Source organism: Streptomyces hygroscopicus subsp. hygroscopicus, assembly GCF_030269125.1.
Lineage (GTDB): Bacteria > Actinomycetota > Actinomycetes > Streptomycetales > Streptomycetaceae > Streptomyces > Streptomyces hygroscopicus_C.
This window is the reverse complement of sequence record NZ_BSSM01000011.1, coordinates 126327-144732: the sequence shown is the minus strand read 5'-3', so window position 1 is coordinate 144732 and position 18406 is coordinate 126327. Positions and strand designations below refer to the sequence as shown.

Below are 18406 nucleotides of genomic sequence, written 5' to 3'. Positions count from 1 at the left end.
CATGAGCGAGGAACAGCGCGCCCGGATCGACGCGCTGCTGCGCCGGCCGCGTCCGCAGGGCCCTGGGACGATCGAGGAGATCCGGGCCGGATTCGAGGCGCTGATGAGCACGATGCCCGTGCCCGAGGGCCTCCGCACGACCCTGACCACGCTCGGCGACCGGCCCGCACTGCGCGTGGACCCGGAGGGCGACCCGCGCGCCGGGACGATCCTGTACTTCCACGGCGGCGGCTGGGTGAGCGGCTCACCCGAGACGGCCCTGTCGCTGACGGGCCACCTGGTGACCCGGACCGGCCGCGCGGCGTACTCGCTGGACTACCGGCTGGCTCCCGAGCACCCGTTCCCGGCCGCGATCGAGGACACACTCGCCGCGTACCGCGCCCTGCTCGACGGGGGCACGGCCCCCTCGGCCGTCGTCCTCGCCGGGGACTCCGCGGGCGGCGGGCTCGCCGTCACCACCTGCCTGGCCGCCCGGGACGCGGGGCTGCCGCTGCCCGCCGCGCTCCTGGCGTTCTCCCCGGGCCTCGACGCGACGCGGACCGGCGCGAGCATGGAAACCAAGGCGGGCATCGACCCGATCTTCACGCGCGCGGCCGTCGAGCACACCGGGAGGATGTACCTCGCCGGCGCCGATCCCAGCGCTCCGCTGCTCAGCCCGGCCGTCTGCGCCGACCTGACCGGCCTGCCGCCGATGCTGCTCCAGGTGGGCACGAACGAGATCCTGCTGGACGACTCCACGCGCCTCGCCGAGCGCGCGAGGGCGGCCGGGGTGGATGTGATCCTGGACGTCACGGCCGACGTGCCGCATGTCTTCCAGTCGTTCGCCGGCGCCCTGGACGAGGCGGACGAGGCGCTGGACCGCGCGGCCCTCTTCCTGGACCAGCACCTGCGCGCGTCCCCGGAGTAGACCCCGACCGAGGCCCGCTCGCGTCCACGACCCAGCCCCGGCTCCGGGCACGAGCCCGTGAGCCTGTGTGGGGGGAGTCGGGCCCGCCCCCGTGGGTGTGCGCGCCCCACCTCGTACCCACGCACGCCCACAGCCGGCGCGACCCGGCTCAGCGCACGCCCGCGAACGGCACAGACCGGCGGGCGCCGAGCGCGTCCGCCGGGCGGATCCGGGTCACGCCCTGGAGCGCCACCCGTGATCCACCGGGCCGATGCCCGCGCCCAGCGGGAAGCCCGCCGCGATCGCCCCGGTGACGTACTCCTTGGCCGCCGCCACCGCCGCCGGGACCGCGAGGCCCCTCGCCAGCCCCGAGGCGATCGCCGAGGCCAGCGTGCAGCCGGTGCCGTGGGTGTGCCGGTTGTCATGGCGGGGCGCGCGCAGCCAGTGCTCCTGCCCGGTCGAGCCGTCGGTGAGCAGATCCACCGCGTCACCGGCCAGATGCCCGCCCTTGATCAGCACCCAGCGGGGCCCGTACGCCAGCACCGCCTCCGCGGCCCGTCGTAGATCGTCCTCCGACTCCACCCGGACCCCGGTGAGTTGGCGCACCTCGTCCAGGTTCGGGGTCGCCACGGTCGCGGCCGGGAGCAGCCGCGTGCGTACGGCGTCCAGGGCGGAGGCGGCGAGCAGCGCGTCGCCGTGCTTGGAGACGCCCACCGGGTCGACCACCGCCGGCGCGTCCGTGCCGGAGATCAACTCGGCGACGGTCCCGACCAGTTCGGCCGAGCCCAGCATGCCGGTCTTCACGGCCTGTACGCCGATGTCGTCCACGACGGCGCGGTACTGGGCCCGCACCGCCTCGGCCGGGAGTTCCCAGACACCCCGCACGCCGAGGGAGTTCTGTGCGGTCACCGCGGTGAGCACGCTCATCCCGTGCACACCGAGCGCGAGCATCGTCTTGAGGTCGGCCTGGATGCCGGCGCCGCCGCCGGAGTCGGAGCCGGCCACCGTGAGCACCCTGGGCGGGGCGCTCACGACTCTATGTCCCCGAAGTGGTCCCAGCCGCCTCTGTTGGTCCAGGGCGCCCCGTCGACCGTGACCTGCGGCAGCGCGGAGGGGTTCAGGACCTCGCCGATGACCTTCCAGCGGGCCGGGAGCTTGGTGTCCGGCGGGAAGGTCGCCACGATCGCGTGGTCCTCTCCCCCGGTCAGCACCCACTGCAACGGGTCCACCCCGACGGCCTGCCCGATGTCGTTCATCTGCGTGGGCACGTCGATCGCGCCGGAGCGGATGTCGATGCGGACCTTGCTGGCCTCGGCGATGTGACCGAGGTCCGCGATCAGTCCGTCGCTCACGTCGCACATCGCGGTCGCGCCGAGCGAGGCGGCGGCCGGGCCCGCGTGGTACGGCGGCTCGGGGCGCCGGTGGGCCTCCACGAAGGCGCGCGGCGAGCGGAAACCGCGCGACAGCACCGCGTAACCGGCCGCGGACCAGCCCAGCCAGCCCGTGACGGCCACCAGGTCGCCGGGCTGGGCGCCGGCCCGGGTCACCGGTTCCTGGTTGCGCAGATCGCCGAGCGCGGTGATCGACACGGTGATGGTGTCGCCGCGTACGACGTCCCCGCCGACCACGGCGGCGCCCGCGACCTGGCACTCGTCGCGCAGCCCGTCCATCAGCTCGGTGGGCCAGCTGACCGGGAGTTCGGCCGGCACGACCAGGCCGAGCAGCAGGGCGGTCGGCACGGCGCCCATCGCGGCGATGTCCGCGAGGTTCTGCGCGGCCGCCTTGCGCCCCACGTCGTAGGCCGTGGACCAGTCGCGGCGGAAGTGCCGCCCCTCCAGCAGGACGTCGGTGCTGGCCACCACCCGCCGGTCGGGCGCGGCCACCACGGCGGCGTCGTCCCCCGGGCCGATCCGGACCGCCGGGGTAGTGGTGAGACGGGAGGTGAGCTCCCTGATGAGCCCGAATTCCCCGAGCTCACCAACCGTGCCCTTCATGTCCCTGACTCCCCTTCTCTGCCTCTGCCTGACCGTGCTGACTCGCGCCTCATCAGTGTCCCCGATACCGTCGAGATGACCCCGACGCGGTCGGGAACGGCCGCCGGTCCGGTCCCGGACGACCGTCAACTTCCGTCGTGCCCGCACCCTGGCGCGCAAGCCCGGTTCCCGCAGGTCTCCCCGCGGGGAGCGGCGACGCGATACCGTGGCGTTCCTTTTCCCCACATGATCCTCGTGGCCGCCCTGGAGGTTCCGTGGTACAGGCGTACATCCTGATCCAGACGGAGGTCGGCAAGGCGTCGACCGTAGCCGAGACCATCAGCAAGATCCCTGGAGTGATCCAGGCCGAGGACGTCACGGGTCCGTACGACGTCATCGTGCGCGCCCAGTCCGAGACCGTCGACGAACTCGGACGCATGGTGGTCGCCAAGGTCCAGCAAGTGGACGGCATCACCCGCACCCTGACCTGTCCGGTCGTGCATCTGTAGCCCCCGTCTACGCTTGGCCGGTGAACTCCTTCGGTCACCGGCCCCCCGCCCTGCTCGCCGCCCTGGTCGCGCCGGTCCTGCTGCTCGCGGTCGCGGGCTGCTCCTCGGACGACAGCGCCACGGTCGCGGCTCCCCGTCCCGACGCGAAGACCGCACCGCTGTGCCGGAGTCTGCACGAGGTGCTGCCCACCGAGGTGGACGGGCAGCGTCGCGCCGATCCCGAACCCCGGTCCGTCTACACGGCGGGCTGGGGAAACCCGGCGATCATACTGCGCTGCGGGATCGTCCGGCCGCCGAAGATGATCGATCCCAAGGTGGCCCAGGGCGAGGATCCCGACGCGATCGCGGGCGGGGTCAACGGCGTGGACTGGCTGATGGAGAAGGAGGGCGACGGCACCTGGCACTTCACGACAGCGGGCCGCAAGGCGTACGTCCAGGTGACCCTGCCGAAGAAGCTGTCGGGACCGGACGACAGCACACAGGTGCTGGAGGACCTGGCCCCGGCCGTGAAGAAGGCCATCCCCACGGGGATGGCCTCCATGCGCGGCTAGCGGGTCGCCTGCTCAGCGCAGCCCGGTGGAGCGGCGCAGCGCGGCCTGGATCAGCAGGTCGATCAGCTCGGAGTAGCCGACCCCGGTCGCCTGCCACATCTGCGGGTACATCGAGATCGGCGTGAAGCCCGGCAGGGTGTTGATCTCGTTGATGACGAACTCCCCGTCCCGCGTGAGGAAGAAGTCCGCCCGCACCAGCCCCTCGCAGGACGCCGCCTCGAACGCCTCCACCGCGAGCCGCCGCACCTCGGCGGTCTCCTCCTCGGTGAGCGGCGCCGGCACCAGTCCGGGCGTGGAGTCGATGTACTTGGCCTCGAAGTCGTAGTACGCGTGCGTGTCCGGCGGCGGGATCTCCGCCGGGACCGAGGCCCGCGGCCCGTCCTCGAACTCGAGGACACCGCACTCGATCTCGCGGCCGACGACGGCGGCCTCGACCAGGATCTTCGGGTCGTGCGACTGCGCCTCGGCGATCGCCTCGTCCAGGCCGGACAGGTCGTCGACCTTGGTGATGCCGATGGAGGAGCCGGCCCGCGCCGGCTTCACGAACAGCGGCCAGCCGTGCTCGCCGGCGAAGTCCACGATCTTCTTGCGCGCCGCGGCCTCGTCCCGCTGCCACTCGCGGGGCCGGATCACCACGTACGGGCCGACCTTGAGCCCGAAGGAGGTGAAGACCCGCTTCATGTACTCCTTGTCCTGGCCGACGGCCGAGGCGAGCACACCCGCGCCCACGTACGGCACTCCGGACAGCTCCAGGAGGCCCTGCAAGGTGCCGTCCTCGCCGTAGGGGCCGTGCAGCACCGGGAAGACGACGTCGACCTCGCCGAGCGCCTTGGGCACGGAGCCGGGCTCGCTGTAGACGACCTCCCGGTTGGCGGGGGCCACGGGGAGCACCACGTCGCCCTCGTGCGACTCCGCCAGTTCCTCGACGGCGGGCAGGGAGCGGTCGGTGATGGCCATCCGCTCCGGCTCGTCGGCCGTCAGCGCCCAGCGGCCCTCGCGGGTGATGCCGATCGGCAGGACGTCGTACTTCGTCCGGTCGATGGCCTTGAGGACGGCGCCCGCGGTGACCACGGAGATCCCGTGTTCGGAGCTACGGCCACCGAACACGACGGCCACGCGGGGCTTGCGCGACGGCTGCTCAGGGCTCTGGGGAAGGTTCTCGGTGCTCATATCGCGTTGAGAGTACCCGTTGGTAGAGCCCGGATACAGCGTCGGCTCCGCCCCGGAACGCACAAAAACGGGCGGATTGCGCGCAGGGTCCCCGCGGTTTCGCTCAGCGTCGTTCGGGCTTCGCGCTGCGCGACATCAGCTCCTTGAGGGCGACCACCGGCGGCTTGCCCTCGTGCACGATGCCGACGACCGTCTCCGCGATGGGCATGTCGACCCCGTGCCTGCGGGCCAGATCCAGCACGGACTCACAGGACTTGACGCCCTCGGCGGTCTGCCTGGTGACCGCGATGGTCTCCTCCAGGGTCATGCCCTTGCCCAGGTTGGTGCCGAAGGTGTGGTTGCGCGACAGCGGCGAGGAGCAGGTGGCCACCAGGTCGCCGAGACCGGCCAGTCCGGAGAAGGTCAGCGGGTCGGCGCCGAGCGCGACGCCGAGCCGCGCGGTCTCGGCGAGACCCCGGGTGATCAGCGAGCCCTTGGCGTTGTCGCCGAGCCCCATGCCGTCCGCGATGCCGACGGCGAGCCCGATGACGTTCTTCACCGCGCCGCCCAGCTCGCAGCCGACCACGTCGGTCTCGGTGTACGGCCGGAAGTACGGCGTGTGGCAGGCCGCCTGCAGCCGCCGGGCCACCGCCTCGTCGGCGCAGGCCACGACCGCGGCGGCGGGCATCCGGGCGGCGACCTCGCGGGCCAGGTTGGGTCCGGTGACGACGGCGACGCGCTCCGGTCCGACCTTGGCGACGTCCTCGATGACCTCGCTCATCCGCATGGCGGAGCCGAGTTCCACGCCCTTCATCAGGGAGACGAGCACGGTGTCCGGGGCGAGCAGCGGAAGCCACTCGGCGAGGTTGTGGCGCAGGGTCTGGGAGGGGACGGCGAGGACGGTGAACTCCGCGTCGCGCAGCGCCTCGGCGGCGTCCGCGGTGGCGCGCAGGTTCTCGGGGAGTTCCACGCCGGGCAGGTAGTCGGGATTGATCCGGGTGGAGTTGACCGTCTCGGCCAGCTCGGGCCGGCGGGCCCACAGGGTCACGTCGCAGCCGGCGTCGGCGAGCACCATGCCGAAGGCGGTGCCCCAGGAGCCGGTGCCCATGACGGCCACCCGCACAGGCGTGCTCACTTGCTCTGCTCCTCTTCCTGCCTGCCCTTGTTCTGCTCCCGCGTGCGGCGGCGCTGCTCGATCCGCTCGCGGCGCGGGTCGTACGGCGTCTCGGGCGCCTTCTCGCCGCGGATCTCCTCCAGGAGGCGGGTGATCGCCGCCATGATGACCTCGGTGGCCTCCTTCTGGAGTTCCGGGGTCATCTCCTTGTCGTAGAAGCGCGAGAGGTCCACGGGCGGGCCCGCCAGCACGTGGTGGGTCTTGCGCGGGAAGAGGTTCGGCTTCTTCGCGTACGGCGGCAGCAGTTCGTTGGCGCCCCACTGGGCGACCGGGATCACCGGGCACCTGGTCTGCAGGGCCACCCGGGCGGCGCCGGTCTTGCCGGTCATGGGCCAGCCGTCGGGGTCGCGGGTCAGGGTGCCCTCGGGGTAGAAGGCGACGCACTCACCGCGCTCCACGGCGTCGATCGCGGCGCGGAAGGCGCTCAGGGCGTCCGTGGACTCGCGGTAGACGGGAATCTGTCCGGTGCCGCGCATGGCGGCGCCCACGATTCCCTTCCGGAAAAGGCCGCTCTTCGCCAGGAATCGCGGAACCCGTCCGGTGTTGTACTGATAGTGCGCGTATGCGAAGGGGTCCACGTGGGAATTGTGGTTCACCACGGTGATAAATCCGCCCTCGGCCGGAATGTGCTCCATTCCACGCCAGTCCCGCTTGATCAGAACCACCAGCGGCGGTTTGCAGATCACCGCGGCGAAGCGGTACCAGAAGCCGATTCTGCGGCGGGGCACAAGGACACCTTCCTCTAGGGACCCACGGGGAACTGACCCCGGCGGGGGCCGCACAAGTGTCGCCCCGCAGCGCCGGTCTGTCGAGAACACCGTACGCCCGCCCGTCGCCCGCCCCCGCCCTTGCGAGGAGCTCCGCGCGCCTCCTGATACACCGTGGCCGAGCGGCCGCGGGTGACAATGATCGCGACGAGAGAGGGACGGTACGCCGGTGCAGTGGACGTTGGTCATCCCCCTGAAGCCTTTGTCGCGGGCCAAGAGCAGGCTCGCGGACACCGCGGCGGACGGGGTCCGCCCGGGGCTGGTCCTCGCGTTCGCCCAGGACACGGTCGCCGCGGGGCTGGCGTGTCCTGGAGTTTCGGATGTGGTGGTCGTCACGGACGATCAACGGGCCGGGCGTGAGCTGTCCGCACTGGGCGCGCGCATCGTGCCGGACGCGCCGGCGCGGGGCCTGAACGCGGCGCTGGCGCACGGGGCGTCGGCGGTGCGGCTGGCGCGTCCGCGGGCCGCCGTGGCCGCGCTGAACGCCGATCTGCCGGCGCTGCGGGCGGTCGAGCTGTCGCGGGTGCTTTCCGCCGCCGCGGAATTCCCCCGCGCTTTTCTCGCGGACGCGGCGGGAATCGGTACGACATTGCTGGCGGCGGGGGCGGAACAGGAATTGGCCCCGGTCTTCGGCCCCGACTCGCGGGCGCGGCACCGGGAGTCGGGGGCGGTGGAGCTCCTGCCGGAGGACGTGGACTCGGTACGGCAGGACGTGGACACCGGGGACGATCTGCGAGCGGCGCTGGCCCTGGGCGTCGGACCGTATACGGCGACCGCCTGCGCGGACCTGCGCCTGTGCGCCCCGTGAAGGCGCGGGACCGTGGCGAGGCGCGGGTCCGCCGGCACGGACCGGACCAGCCACGACGCGCCCGCACGGGAACGGGCACGCATTACCCTGAATCCCATGCAGGCGACCGCGTACACCTACGACACCGAGACCCGTTGCGGGCAGGTGCTGCTCGACGACGGCACCCCCGTGGCCTTCGATGCGGAGGCGTTCGACCGGGGCGGCCTGCGATTGTTGCGGCCGGGGCAGCGTGTGCGGATCGAGACGGAGCGGGACGGGGACGGCCTGCGGATCACGCTCGTCACGCTGCAGACGCTGTAACTCCCCTCGCACACGCCGCGGGCCGGACTCCGAGGGGAGTCCGGCCCGGCGCGTGAGTGCCCTGGTCGACGACCTACGCCTTGCGCGCGGTGGTCTTCTTCGCGGTGGTCTTGCGGGCCGTCGACTTCCTGGCCGGCGCCTTCTTCGCGGTGACCTTCTTCGCCGGGGCCTTCTTCGCGGTGGCCTTCTTGGCGGTGGTCTTCTTCGCCGCCGTGGTCTTGGCGGTCGCCGTGGTCTTCTTGGCGGTCGTCTTCTTCGCGGTGGTCTTCTTCGCGGCGGCGGCCGTGGTCTTCTTGGCCGTCGTCTTCTTGGCCGCGGCCTTCTTCGCCGTGGTCTTCTTCGCGGCGGCCTTCTTCACCGTCGCCGCGGCGCCCCCGGTCAGGCTGCCCTTGGGCGCCTTCTTCACCGAGACCTCGCCGCCGCGCGGGAGCTTCTTCGAGCCGCTCACCAGGTCCTTGAAGCCCTGACCGGCACGGAAGCGCGGCACGGAGGTCTTCTTGACCCGAACCCGCTCGCCCGTCTGGGGGTTGCGGGCGTAACGGGCGGGGCGGTCCACCTTCTCGAAGGACCCGAAGCCGGTGACCGAGACCCGCTCGCCCGCGACGACCGCGCGGACGATGGCGTCCAGGACATGATCGACGGCTTCGGCGGCCTGCTGGCGGCCGCCAACCTTGTCGGCAATCGCTTCTACGAGCTGCGCCTTGTTCACGTCTTCCCCTTCGGAGACATTGCCAGAACGAATGTGTTCAAGCTTTTTCGCACGTTAGGCAGATATATACCGCAAATCAAACACGAAACGGGCTAATCACCCTTGTGCCGCAACGCACTCGGCGCTCTCGGGCTGTTCAGCGGTCCTCGTCGGGGATCCGACCCTCGTCGAGGTCCGCGGTGAACCGCTCAAGCCGCCTTGCCGCACCGGCGAGATCGTGCTTGGCCGCGGCCGTAATGACCAGCAGCTTCCGGGTCAGCGCCATCCGTACGCCCTCCGGGACTTGCAGTGCGCGCACTCTTGCGTGCGCTTCCTTGAGTTGGTTCGCGACCGCCGTATAGAGCTGGAGTTGGCCGTCGTGTTCCATGCACAGATTGTGCCATCTGGGGCGAGTTGTCGCCTGCCCAGGGGGCAACTCCCGCCACAAATGGCCTTCCAGGCACTTGCGGAAGGCGCGATCCTCTGCCTCATCTACCCTGCCAACGGCCTTCGTAACACGGGAAGTTGAGAGAAACCCCAGCGCTCGGGGAGTCCGTCCGGGCCCCGACATGCCTGTACCCCCGATCGGGGCGATCGGGGGTACAGGCGGGTTTGTTGGGTGGCCGAAACCCGACCCTCAGGGGGGTCCGGGACAGGCTACCTGCTCAGCCCCGGAGGGTCTGCGGCTTGTAGGCGGGCCGCTTCTCCTCGTAGGCGGCGATGTCGGCCTCGTTCCGGAGGGTGAGGGAGATGTCGTCCAGGCCGTTCAGCAGCCGCCAGCGGGAGTTCTCGTCCAGCTCGAAGGAGGCGGTCACGCCCTCGGCGCGCACCTCGCGGGCCTGGAGGTCCACCGTGATCTCGGCGGTCGGGTCGGCCTCGGTCAGCTTCCACAGCTCGTCCACGATCTTCTGCTCCAGGACGACGGTGAGCAGGCCGTTCTTCAGCGAGTTGCCCCGGAAGATGTCCGCGAAGCGGGCGGAGATCACGGTCTTGAAGCCGTAGTTCTGCAGCGCCCAGACCGCGTGCTCACGGGAGGAGCCGGTGCCGAAGTCGGGGCCGGCCACCAGCACGGTGGCGCCCTGCCGCTCGGGGCGGTTGAGGACGAACTCGGGGTCCTTGCGCCAGGCCTCGAAGAGCCCGTCCTCGAACCCGTCCCGGGTCACCTTCTTGAGCCAGTGGGCGGGGATGATCTGGTCGGTGTCGACGTTGCTGCGGCGCAGCGGGACGGCCCGGCCGGTGTGGGTGGTGAAGGCTTCCATCGTTCTCAGACTCCAGCGGGCGTACGGTCGTCGGTCAGGTCGGCCGGGGAGGCCAGGTGGCCCAGGACGGCGGTCGCCGCCGCGACCTGCGGCGACACCAGGTGGGTACGACCGCCCTTGCCCTGCCGGCCCTCGAAGTTCCGGTTGGAGGTGGAGGCGGAGCGCTCGCCCGGGGCCAGCTGGTCCGGGTTCATGCCCAGGCACATCGAGCAGCCCGCGTACCGCCACTCGGCGCCGGCCTCCTTGAAGACCACGTCGAGGCCCTCGGAAGCGGCCTGGAGGCCGACCCGCGCGGAGCCCGGCACGACCAGCATCCGTACGCCGTCGGCGACTTTGCGGTCCTTCAGGATCGCGGCGGCGGCGCGCAGGTCCTCGATCCGGCCGTTGGTGCACGAGCCTACGAAGACGGTGTCCACCTTGATGGACCGCAGCGGCGCTCCAGCCTCCAACCCCATGTATTCCAGGGCCTTTTCGGCGGCCAGGCGCTCCGATGCGTCTTCGTACGAAGCCGGGTCGGGGACGGATGCCGAAAGCGGCGCGCCCTGGCCGGGGTTGGTGCCCCAGGTGACGAACGGGGACAGCGCGGTGGCGTCGATGACGACCTCGGCGTCGAATTCCGCGTCGTCGTCCGTGCGCAGCGTCTTCCAGTACGCGACGGCCGCGTCCCAGTCGGCGCCCTCGGGGGCGTGCGGGCGGCCCTTGAGGTACTCGAAGGTGGTCTCGTCGGGGGCGATCATGCCCGCGCGGGCACCGGCCTCGATCGACATGTTGCAGATGGTCATCCGGGCCTCCATCGAGAGCTTCTCGATGGCGGGGCCGCGGTACTCCAGGATGTAGCCCTGGCCGCCGCCCGTACCGATCCTGGCGATGATCGCGAGGATCAGGTCCTTGGCGGTGACGCCCTCGGGCAGTTCGCCGTCGACGGTGATCGCCATGGTCTTCGGGCGGGCCATCGGCAGCGTCTGGGTGGCCAGCACGTGCTCCACCTGGGAGGTGCCGATGCCGAACGCCAGCGCGCCGAAGGCGCCGTGCGTGGAGGTGTGCGAGTCGCCGCAGACCACGGTGGTGCCGGGCTGGGTCAGGCCCAGCTGCGGGCCGACCACGTGCACGACGCCCTGCTCGACGTCGCCCAGCGGGTGCAGCCGCACCCCGAACTCGGCGCAGTTCTTGCGCAGCGTCTCCAGCTGGGCGCGGGAGACCGGGTCGGCGATCGGCTTGTCGATGTCGAGGGTCGGGGTGTTGTGGTCCTCGGTGGCGATGGTGAGGTCGAGGCGGCGCACCCGGCGGCCGTTCTGGCGCAGCCCGTCGAAGGCCTGCGGGCTGGTCACCTCGTGCAGCAGGTGCAGATCGATGTAGAGGAGGTCGGGCTCGCCCTCGGCGCGCCGGACGACGTGGTCGTCCCAGACCTTTTCCGCGAGTGTCCTACCCATCGCTTTCCCTCCGGCCGGCATGCGTGCGCCGGCCCAACTAGAGATCTTGAGGACGGCGCCCGCACCCCTGATTCCGGGCGTCCGCCGTCGGGCCCATCGATGGACGGGCCGCCGTGTGAATCCAGAGTGGCGCGTTCCGCAGAAAATTGAACTTGCGTTTCACAGAGTGAGACGCGAGTATCGTTGCATGGACAACAGTAGCGGCGTCGGCGTTCTGGACAAGGCGGCCCTCGTCCTGAGCGCTCTGGAGTCCGGTCCGGCCACCCTCGCGGGTCTGGTCGGGGCCACCGGACTGGCACGACCCACGGCCCACCGCCTGGCCGTGGCCCTGGAACACCACCGCATGGTGGCACGCGACATGCAGGGCCGGTTCATCCTCGGCCCGCGCCTCGCGGAGCTCGCGGCGGCGGCGGGCGAGGACCGCCTGCTCGCCACGGCGGGCCCCGTGCTCACCCACCTCCGCGACGTCACCGGCGAGAGCGCGCAGCTCTACCGGCGCCAGGGCGACATGCGGATCTGCGTGGCCGCGGCGGAACGCCTGTCCGGCCTGCGGGACACCGTCCCGGTCGGCTCCACGCTCACGATGAAGGCCGGCTCCTCGGCGCAGATCCTGCTCGCCTGGGAGGAGCCCGAGCGCCTGCACCGCGGCCTCCAGGGCGCCCGCTTCACGGCGACGGCCCTGTCGGGCGTGCGGCGCCGCGGCTGGGCCCAGTCCATCGGCGAGCGCGAGCCGGGCGTCGCGTCCGTCTCCGCGCCCGTGCGCGGCCCCTCCAACCGCGTCGTCGCCGCCGTCTCCGTCTCGGGCCCCATCGAGCGCCTGACCCGCCACCCGGGCCGCATGCACGCCCAGGCCGTCATCGACGCCGCGACCCGCCTCTCGGAGGCCCTGCGCCGCACCGGCTGACGACGACGGCAACGGCTCCCGCCGGCAGAAGGTCGCCTCAACGCCGCGGCACCTTCCGCCGGCGGGAGCCGCGGAAACCCGGGGTCGGGGTGCCGGCCGGTCAGCCGCGTGACGCGGCAGGCCGCACCCGACCCGCCCCGCACCCCCTGATCACGCCCCGGCGCTCAGGCGCTCTTCTCCTGCGAGCGGTAGGCGAACCGGTCCCTGGCGTAACGCCCGCGCGCGGCGAGCGGAACCTGCCCGTGCGCCGCCGCCAGCCCGAACGCCGGCATGTCGGCGTAGATCGCCTCGTACGACCCCTCGGGCACGACGTACGCCTCGTGCCAGATGCCCACCTGCCCCCGCAGCTTCCCCGCCCGCTCCTTGCGGTTCAGCTGCGCCCAGACCTTGTGGTGGAAGGCGTCCGGCGCCGTGGCGTAGGCGTACAGCTTCTCCTTGGACTCCCAGTACTGCACGACGTAGTACGTGCGCGGCGACGCCGTGAGCAGCACCCTCTCCCGCAGTCCGCGCCCGGGATCCTTGGCCAGCTCCCGCAGCATGCGGAGCATCGCGAGCATCACCGGTACCCACAGGTGCACCGCCCAGAAACGGTTGATGCGCATGCCGATCAACAGGACGACGACGTCGCCCTTCGCGTCGGCGGTCGTACGGGCCACCATGGCTTCCCCCTTCTCCCACGTGTTTGGATAGTGCTCTTATCCAAGGAGGTACGCAAGACATGCGGCTGGCCGAACTGAGCAGACGCAGCGGTGTCTCCACCGCGACGATCAAGTACTACCTGCGCGAGGGCCTGTTGCGGCCGGGCCGGCAGATCAACGCGACGACGGCGGAGTACGACGAGGAGCATCTGCGCCGGCTGCGGCTGGTGCGGGCGATGGTGCAGGTCGGCCAGCTGCCCGTGGCGAAGGTGCGCGAGGTGCTCGGGCACGTGGACGACGAGTCGCTGGGCCGCACGATCCGGCTGGGCGCGGCGCTGTGGGCGCTGCCGCAGGTCCCGGAGCCGGACGAGGAGGACGCGTACGTACAGGCCGCGCACGAGGAGGTCGCGGCGCTGCTCGACCGGCTGGGCTGGGAGAACGCGCGGCAGCTCGCGACCCTCTCGCCCGCGTACCGCTCGCTGGTGGTGGCGGTGGCCGCGTTCCGCCGGCTCGGCTACGGCTGGGGCGCCGAACAGCTCGCGCCGTACGCGGAGTTGATGTACCGGACGGCCGTGCTCGACCTGGACAACATGGAGACGCATCCGCCGGGGGCGGAGCGGATCGAGTTCGCGGTCCTCGGGGCGATCCTCAACGAGCCGGTGCTGCGGGCGCTGCACCGGCTGGCCCAGGAGGAGGAGACGGCCCGGCGGTACGGCTTCGAGTGACGCCGCCGGACAACGGCGAAGGCCCTCCGCCGAAGCGGAGGGCCTTCGATCTGTACCCCCGACCGGATTCGAACCGGCGCTACCGCCTTGAGAGGGCGGCGTGCTAGGCCGCTACACAACGGGGGCCTGGACACTGCGTTTCCGCAGGTCCGAGCTGGTCTACCTGGACTCGAACCAAGACTAACTGAACCAGAATCAGTCGTGCTGCCAATTACACCATAGACCAATGATGGTTTAGACCAGTCAGTACCCCCGACCGGATTCGAACCGGCGCTACCGCCTTGAGAGGGCGGCGTGCTAGGCCGCTACACAACGGGGGCCCTAGCGATCCCGACAAGATCAGGATCAGTACCCCCGACCGGATTCGAACCGGCGCTACTGCCTTGAGAGGGCAGCGTGCTAGGCCGCTACACAACGGGGGCTTTGCAGATAAGCTCTGCGAGCTGGCCTACCTGGACTCGAACCAAGACTAACTGAACCAGAATCAGTCGTGCTGCCAATTACACCATAGGCCACTGGAACTCAAGCCCCTGGGGGGTTCTTGTTCTAGTTCGCTCCTCCGGGTCCCGGCCTTTCGGCCCGTTCCCCTCGGCGCAGGAAGAACATTACCCGAAGGTGGACGGGGCTCCAAAACGAGTATCCGAGCGGAGCAGCGCCGGGAGTTCGGACAGGCTGGCGATGCGGTGCACGACGACGTCCCCGGCGGCCCCCGCGGGCACCGTCCCGCGGTCGATCCACACCGACAGCAGCCCGGCCTCGGCGGCGCCCCGCCCGTCGATCTCCGGGTGGTCGCCGACGTACGCCACCTCGTGCGGAGCCAGGCCGAGCGCCTCGCAGGCGGCCAGGAAGGCGCCGGGCCGGGGCTTGGAGACGCCCAGCTCGGCGGCGCACAGCACGGCCTCGAAGCGGTCCAGGAGGCCGAGCGCGCGCAGCTTGCGCTCCTGGACGGTGATGCTGGAGTTCGACAGCACCGCGTGCCGGTGCGTGCCCGCGAGCGCCTCCAGTGCGGGCAGCACGTCCGGGAAGAGCCCCCAGGCGGCCTCGTAGTGCCCCACGTACCGCTCGAACCAGGCCTCCGCCTCGGCGTCGTCCATCTCGGCGTCGAGGAACGCGCGCACGCGGTCGCACCGCTGCTGCCGGAAGTCGCACTCCCCCGCCGCGTACCGCGCCCACTGCCGGTCGGTGATCTCCCGCCACCGGCCCAGCGCGTCCTCCACCGCGCCGTAGCGCCCGAGCAGCCCCTCGGCGGCGAGGTGCGCCCGCATCCCGCTCCGGTCGGCGCTGGTGTAGTCGAAGAGCGTGTCGTCCACGTCCCAGACCACGGCTTCGATGCTCACGCCTCCGACCGTAACGCCGGAGGTCGGGGCGCGTCCGGGGAACGGCGGGCGCACCCCGGCCCGGAGCGGTGAGCGTCGTCACACCAGGGGGTACGCCGAGGGGCGGCACCCGGTCTCCCGGGGGCCGCCCCTGTCGTGCGGTGATGCTCAGGCCGCGAGCTTCGCCAGGGCCGCGTCGATGCGGGCCAGGGTCGTCTCCTTGCCCAGGACCTCAAGGGACTCGAAGAGCGGCAGGCCGACGGTGCGGCCGGTGACGGCGACGCGGACCGGGGCCTGGGCCTTGCCGAGCTTGAGGCCGTGGGCCTCGCCGGCGGCCAGGACGGCCTCCTTGAGGGACTCCGCCGACGTCCAGTCCGCGGACTCCAGCTTCTCGCGGGCCGTGCGGAGGAGGGCGTCGCTGCCCTCCTTCATCGCCTTGGTCCAGGACGCCTCGTCGAGGACCGGCTCCGGCAGGAACAGGAAGTCGACGTTCTCGGTGATCTCCGAGAGCACCTTCAGACGGGTCTGGGCGTGCGGGGCGATGGCCTCCCACTTGGCCTCGTCGAACGCCTCCGGCGGCCAGGGGGCGAAGGGGGCCTTCAGCCAGGTGCGGCAGCGCTCGGTGAACTCCTTCACGTCCAGCATGCGGATGTGGTCGGCGTTGATCGCCTCGCACTTCTTCAGGTCGAAGCGCGCCGGGTTGGGGTTCACGTCGGAGATCTCGAAGGCCGCGACCATCTCCTCGATCGTGAAGATGTCCTTGTCCGCCGAGAGCGACCAGCCCAGCAGGGACAGGTAGTTGAGCAGGCCCTCGGGCAGGAAGCCGCGCTCGCGGTAGAGGTTCAGCGAGGACTGCGGGTCGCGCTTGGACAGCTTCTTGTTGCCCTCGCCCATCACGTAGGGCAGGTGCCCGAAGGCCGGGATCTGCTTGGCGATGCCCAGCTCCATCAGCGCCTTGTACAGCGCGATCTGGCGCGGGGTGGAGGAGAGCAGGTCCTCGCCCCGCAGCACGTGCGTGATCTCCATCAGCGCGTCGTCGACGGGGTTGACCAGCGTGTACAGCGGGGCGCCGTTGGCACGGACGATGCCGTAGTCCGGCACGTTCTCCGGGGTGAAGGTCAGCTCGCCGCGCACCAGGTCGTCGAAGGTGATCGTCTCGTCGGGCATCCGGAACCGGACGATCGGCGCCCGGCCCTCGGCCTGGTACTGCTCGACCTGCTCGGCGGACAGGTCGCGGCAGTGGCCGTCGTAGCCGGAGGGCCTGCCGGCGGCGCGGGCGGCCTCGCGGCGCGTGTCCAGCTCCTCCTGGGAGCAGTAGCAGCGGTAGGCGTACCCGCCGTCGAGGAGCTTCTGCGCGACGTCGGCGTAGATGTCCATGCGCTGCGACTGCCGGTACGGCGTGTGCGGCCCGCCGACCTCGGGGCCCTCGTCCCAGTCGAAGCCGAGCCAGCGCATCGCGTCGAGCAGCTGGTTGTACGACTCCTCGGAGTCGCGGGCCGCGTCGGTGTCCTCGATGCGGAAGACCAGGGTGCCCTGGTGGTGCCGGGCGAACGCCCAGTTGAACAGGGCGGTGCGGACCAGGCCCACGTGGGGGTTACCGGTGGGCGAGGGGCAGAAACGGACGCGGACGGGTGAGGCGGGTGCGCTAGCCACGCTTGACAACCTTGTTGGTGAGAGTGCCGATGCCTTCGATGGTGACGGCGACGTCGTCGCCGACGTTCAGGGGGCCGACCCCTGCCGGGGTGCCGGTGAGGATGACGTCGCCGGGCAGCAGCGTCATGGCCTCGGTGATGTTGACGATCAGGTCCTCGATGGGGTGGATCATCTCGCTGGTGCTGCCCAGCTGGCGTTGTTCGCCGTTGACCGTGAGCTGCACGGTGAGGTCGCCCGCCCGCGCGAGGTCCAGATCGGTCTCCACCCAGGGGCCGAGCGGGCAGGAGGTGTCGAAGCCCTTGGCCCTGGCCCACTGCTTCTCGCGGCGCTGGACGTCGCGGGCGGTGACGTCGTTGGCGCAGGTGTAGCCGAAGATCACGTCCTTGACGCGCTCGCGGGGCACCTCGCGGCACATGCGGCCGATGACGACGGCCAGCTCGGCCTCGTGGTGCAGTTCCTCGGAGAACGGGGGGTACTGGATCTCGTCCCCGGGCCCGATGACCGAAGTGGACGGCTTGAAGAAGGCGAACGGTGCCTCGGGCACCTCGTTGCCCAGCTCACGGGCGTGCTCGGCGTAGTTGCGGCCGAACGCCACGACCTTGTTGGGGAGGACCGGCGGGAGCAGCCTGACCTTGCTCAGCGGCACCTTCGTCCCGGACAGCTCGTGGTCGGCGAAGGGGATGCCCTTGATGATGTCGAGGACGAGTTCGTCCTGCTTGTCGCCCTCGACCGCGCCGAAGGCTACGTTCCCGTCGATGGAGAACCTGGCGATGCGCACGGGTGCTTGCGCCCCTCACTGAGAACCGGCGTACTGACGCCCAAGGTTAACCGGTCGGGCGGCCGGGCGTTCGTCCGGGAGCGCGGGGCGAAGGGTTTTTCGGGGGCCGTAAAGCGCTTAAGGGGAATTCCCGTTTCCGGCGTATTCGGGGGCGGCGACATGCCGGAACCCGGCACCTGTCACGCCTCTGACCTGCACTGATGGCGCCCTTTCGGGATCGGCTCCGGGAGCCGGGAACACTGCGGCGCCCACCGTCGTCGTACCCGATAAACACGGCGGCGCGAATGCGGGGGAAAACATGTGCGGCCCGCCGTCCGGGTCACCGAAAAGACGAGCGCGGCCCGGAAGATCACCACCGTCGGGTGATCTCCCGGGCCGCGCCCCGGGGTCCTGCGGGCGATCCGGCGGTCACTCGCCGGGGGTGGCCGCCGCGGCCTCGGGGAGCTCCATCAGGATGGTGCGCCGGGGGTTGGCCGTCTGGGCGGGGAGTTCGACGGATTGCTCCGGCAGCGCGGGCGTCTGCAGCTCGCCGGCGTCCTCGAGGTGCGCCAGGGTCGTGCGTCGCGGGTTGGCTATCTTGCGGAACATCATCGTCGTCTTCACGGTTGTACGCGTCCTAGTCCTGTGTCGGCGGGTGACAGTGCGGGGTGACAGATACGTCCCTCATGTAAAGCGTCAGGCTAAACATCCGATTCCCTGACCAACTCGCCAACCAGCCCAGATGGTTGTGTGATTTTGCTCACCAGCTCGGGGGCAAACCGGTCAATTCCGGCTGACAATCCGCCCTACCGAAACGGACATTGACGCTCGGAAGCCATCATTCCGCTGCCGATCATGGCGACTGGGACACGTGCCACCGCGCGGCGACTCGCAGGGATACGCCCGTTATGGATGAGAT

Annotated in this window: 21 protein-coding genes and 5 tRNA genes; 7 read left to right on the top strand and 19 right to left on the bottom strand. The window is 71.0% G+C overall.

Features of this window, described 5'->3' with window-relative positions; genetic code table 11:
• The first annotated feature begins 1 nt into the window (after nucleotide 1).
• Complete coding sequence (locus QSK45_RS24025) at nucleotides 2-907, top strand: alpha/beta hydrolase (protein WP_285560192.1); 906 nt, start codon at nucleotides 2-4, stop codon at nucleotides 905-907.
• Nucleotides 908-1120: 213 nt separating this feature from the next.
• Here QSK45_RS24025 and thiD read toward each other — a convergent pair whose 3' ends face one another.
• Together thiD and QSK45_RS24015 are read right to left on the bottom strand one after the other, a co-directional pair.
• Nucleotides 1121-1918: a bifunctional hydroxymethylpyrimidine kinase/phosphomethylpyrimidine kinase gene (thiD, locus tag QSK45_RS24020; protein ID WP_285560190.1), complete on the bottom strand. Its 798-nt coding sequence runs from the start codon at nucleotides 1916-1918 to the stop codon at nucleotides 1121-1123.
• Nucleotides 1915-2880 (bottom strand): thiamine-phosphate kinase, encoded by a 966-nt coding sequence (locus tag QSK45_RS24015; protein ID WP_285560188.1) that lies wholly within the window; start codon nucleotides 2878-2880, stop codon nucleotides 1915-1917. The genes thiD and QSK45_RS24015 overlap by 4 nt, the downstream gene beginning before the upstream one ends.
• 254 nt (nucleotides 2881-3134) lie before the next feature.
• On the opposite strand from QSK45_RS24015, the gene QSK45_RS24010 reads away from it, so the two are divergent.
• A complete protein-coding gene (locus QSK45_RS24010) occupies nucleotides 3135-3368 on the top strand; it encodes an Lrp/AsnC family transcriptional regulator (protein ID WP_037654619.1) in 234 nt (77 codons plus the stop codon).
• A 20-nt stretch (nucleotides 3369-3388) separates the two neighbouring features.
• Nucleotides 3389-3919: a DUF3515 domain-containing protein gene (locus tag QSK45_RS24005; RefSeq protein WP_285560183.1), complete on the top strand. Its 531-nt coding sequence runs from the start codon at nucleotides 3389-3391 to the stop codon at nucleotides 3917-3919.
• A gap of 12 nt (nucleotides 3920-3931) precedes the next feature.
• Here the strand turns inward: QSK45_RS24005 and QSK45_RS24000 are convergent, their stop codons facing one another.
• The 3 genes from QSK45_RS24000 to QSK45_RS23990 all read right to left on the bottom strand — a co-directional run bounded on the left by QSK45_RS24000 (nucleotide 3932) and on the right by QSK45_RS23990 (nucleotide 6970).
• Nucleotides 3932-5089 carry a D-alanine--D-alanine ligase family protein gene (locus QSK45_RS24000; RefSeq protein ID WP_285560182.1) on the bottom strand — a complete coding sequence of 386 codons (1158 nt, stop codon included), beginning with the start codon at nucleotides 5087-5089 and terminating at the stop codon, nucleotides 3932-3934.
• Nucleotides 5090-5192: 103 nt separating this feature from the next.
• Nucleotides 5193-6203 (bottom strand): NAD(P)H-dependent glycerol-3-phosphate dehydrogenase, encoded by a 1011-nt coding sequence (locus QSK45_RS23995; protein ID WP_285560181.1) that lies wholly within the window; start codon nucleotides 6201-6203, stop codon nucleotides 5193-5195.
• Entirely contained in the window at nucleotides 6200-6970 is a 771-nt protein-coding gene (locus QSK45_RS23990; protein ID WP_285560179.1) for a lysophospholipid acyltransferase family protein, read from the bottom strand. The genes QSK45_RS23995 and QSK45_RS23990 overlap by 4 nt, the downstream gene beginning before the upstream one ends.
• Before the next feature lie 208 nt (nucleotides 6971-7178).
• On the opposite strand from QSK45_RS23990, the gene cofC reads away from it, so the two are divergent.
• Both cofC and QSK45_RS23980 read left to right on the top strand, forming a co-directional pair.
• Nucleotides 7179-7817, top strand: a complete 639-nt coding sequence (gene cofC / locus QSK45_RS23985; protein ID WP_285560177.1) for a 2-phospho-L-lactate guanylyltransferase — start codon at nucleotides 7179-7181, stop codon at nucleotides 7815-7817.
• Between the two features lie 96 nt (nucleotides 7818-7913).
• A complete protein-coding gene (locus QSK45_RS23980; protein ID WP_285560175.1) occupies nucleotides 7914-8117 on the top strand; it encodes a hypothetical protein in 204 nt (67 codons plus the stop codon).
• A 73-nt stretch (nucleotides 8118-8190) separates the two neighbouring features.
• Here the strand turns inward: QSK45_RS23980 and QSK45_RS23975 are convergent, their stop codons facing one another.
• The 4 genes from QSK45_RS23975 to leuC all read right to left on the bottom strand — a co-directional run bounded on the left by QSK45_RS23975 (nucleotide 8191) and on the right by leuC (nucleotide 11494).
• Nucleotides 8191-8826 carry an HU family DNA-binding protein gene (locus tag QSK45_RS23975; RefSeq protein ID WP_285560173.1) on the bottom strand — a complete coding sequence of 212 codons (636 nt, stop codon included), beginning with the start codon at nucleotides 8824-8826 and terminating at the stop codon, nucleotides 8191-8193.
• Between the two features lie 136 nt (nucleotides 8827-8962).
• Entirely contained in the window at nucleotides 8963-9193 is a 231-nt protein-coding gene (locus QSK45_RS23970) for an SCO5555 family protein (protein WP_111585543.1), read from the bottom strand.
• A 277-nt stretch (nucleotides 9194-9470) separates the two neighbouring features.
• Entirely contained in the window at nucleotides 9471-10064 is a 594-nt protein-coding gene (leuD, locus tag QSK45_RS23965; protein WP_285560167.1) for a 3-isopropylmalate dehydratase small subunit, read from the bottom strand.
• 5 nt (nucleotides 10065-10069) lie between these two features.
• Nucleotides 10070-11494: a 3-isopropylmalate dehydratase large subunit gene (gene leuC / locus QSK45_RS23960; protein ID WP_285560165.1), complete on the bottom strand. Its 1425-nt coding sequence runs from the start codon at nucleotides 11492-11494 to the stop codon at nucleotides 10070-10072.
• A gap of 187 nt (nucleotides 11495-11681) precedes the next feature.
• On the opposite strand from leuC, the gene ndgR reads away from it, so the two are divergent.
• Nucleotides 11682-12398: an IclR family transcriptional regulator NdgR gene (gene ndgR / locus QSK45_RS23955; protein WP_046427375.1), complete on the top strand. Its 717-nt coding sequence runs from the start codon at nucleotides 11682-11684 to the stop codon at nucleotides 12396-12398.
• 164 nt (nucleotides 12399-12562) lie between these two features.
• On the opposite strand, the gene QSK45_RS23950 is transcribed toward ndgR, so the two are convergent.
• Nucleotides 12563-13057 carry a DUF4188 domain-containing protein gene (locus tag QSK45_RS23950; protein ID WP_285560159.1) on the bottom strand — a complete coding sequence of 165 codons (495 nt, stop codon included), beginning with the start codon at nucleotides 13055-13057 and terminating at the stop codon, nucleotides 12563-12565.
• A 59-nt stretch (nucleotides 13058-13116) separates the two neighbouring features.
• Between QSK45_RS23950 and QSK45_RS23945 the strand changes: the two genes are divergently transcribed.
• Complete coding sequence (locus tag QSK45_RS23945; protein ID WP_285560157.1) at nucleotides 13117-13761, top strand: MerR family transcriptional regulator; 645 nt, start codon at nucleotides 13117-13119, stop codon at nucleotides 13759-13761.
• A gap of 53 nt (nucleotides 13762-13814) precedes the next feature.
• Here the strand turns inward: QSK45_RS23945 and QSK45_RS23940 are convergent.
• The 9 genes from QSK45_RS23940 to QSK45_RS23900 all read right to left on the bottom strand — a co-directional run bounded on the left by QSK45_RS23940 (nucleotide 13815) and on the right by QSK45_RS23900 (nucleotide 18111).
• A tRNA-Glu gene (locus tag QSK45_RS23940) sits at nucleotides 13815-13887 on the bottom strand.
• 28 nt (nucleotides 13888-13915) lie between these two features.
• A tRNA-Gln gene (locus tag QSK45_RS23935) sits at nucleotides 13916-13987 on the bottom strand.
• A 21-nt stretch (nucleotides 13988-14008) separates the two neighbouring features.
• A tRNA-Glu gene (locus QSK45_RS23930) sits at nucleotides 14009-14081 on the bottom strand.
• A 29-nt stretch (nucleotides 14082-14110) separates the two neighbouring features.
• Nucleotides 14111-14183: transfer RNA gene (locus tag QSK45_RS23925), tRNA-Glu, on the bottom strand.
• Between the two features lie 21 nt (nucleotides 14184-14204).
• Nucleotides 14205-14276: transfer RNA gene (locus tag QSK45_RS23920), tRNA-Gln, on the bottom strand.
• 90 nt (nucleotides 14277-14366) lie between these two features.
• Entirely contained in the window at nucleotides 14367-15098 is a 732-nt protein-coding gene (locus QSK45_RS23915) for an HAD family hydrolase (RefSeq protein WP_285560155.1), read from the bottom strand.
• A 147-nt stretch (nucleotides 15099-15245) separates the two neighbouring features.
• Complete coding sequence (gene gltX, locus QSK45_RS23910; RefSeq protein ID WP_285560153.1) at nucleotides 15246-16730, bottom strand: glutamate--tRNA ligase; 1485 nt, start codon at nucleotides 16728-16730, stop codon at nucleotides 15246-15248.
• Entirely contained in the window at nucleotides 16723-17508 is a 786-nt protein-coding gene (locus tag QSK45_RS23905) for a fumarylacetoacetate hydrolase family protein (RefSeq protein WP_285560151.1), read from the bottom strand. The genes gltX and QSK45_RS23905 overlap by 8 nt, the downstream gene beginning before the upstream one ends.
• Nucleotides 17509-17916: 408 nt before the next feature.
• A complete protein-coding gene (locus QSK45_RS23900) occupies nucleotides 17917-18111 on the bottom strand; it encodes a hypothetical protein (protein ID WP_285560149.1) in 195 nt (64 codons plus the stop codon).
• Between the last annotated feature and the right edge of the window lie 295 nt (nucleotides 18112-18406).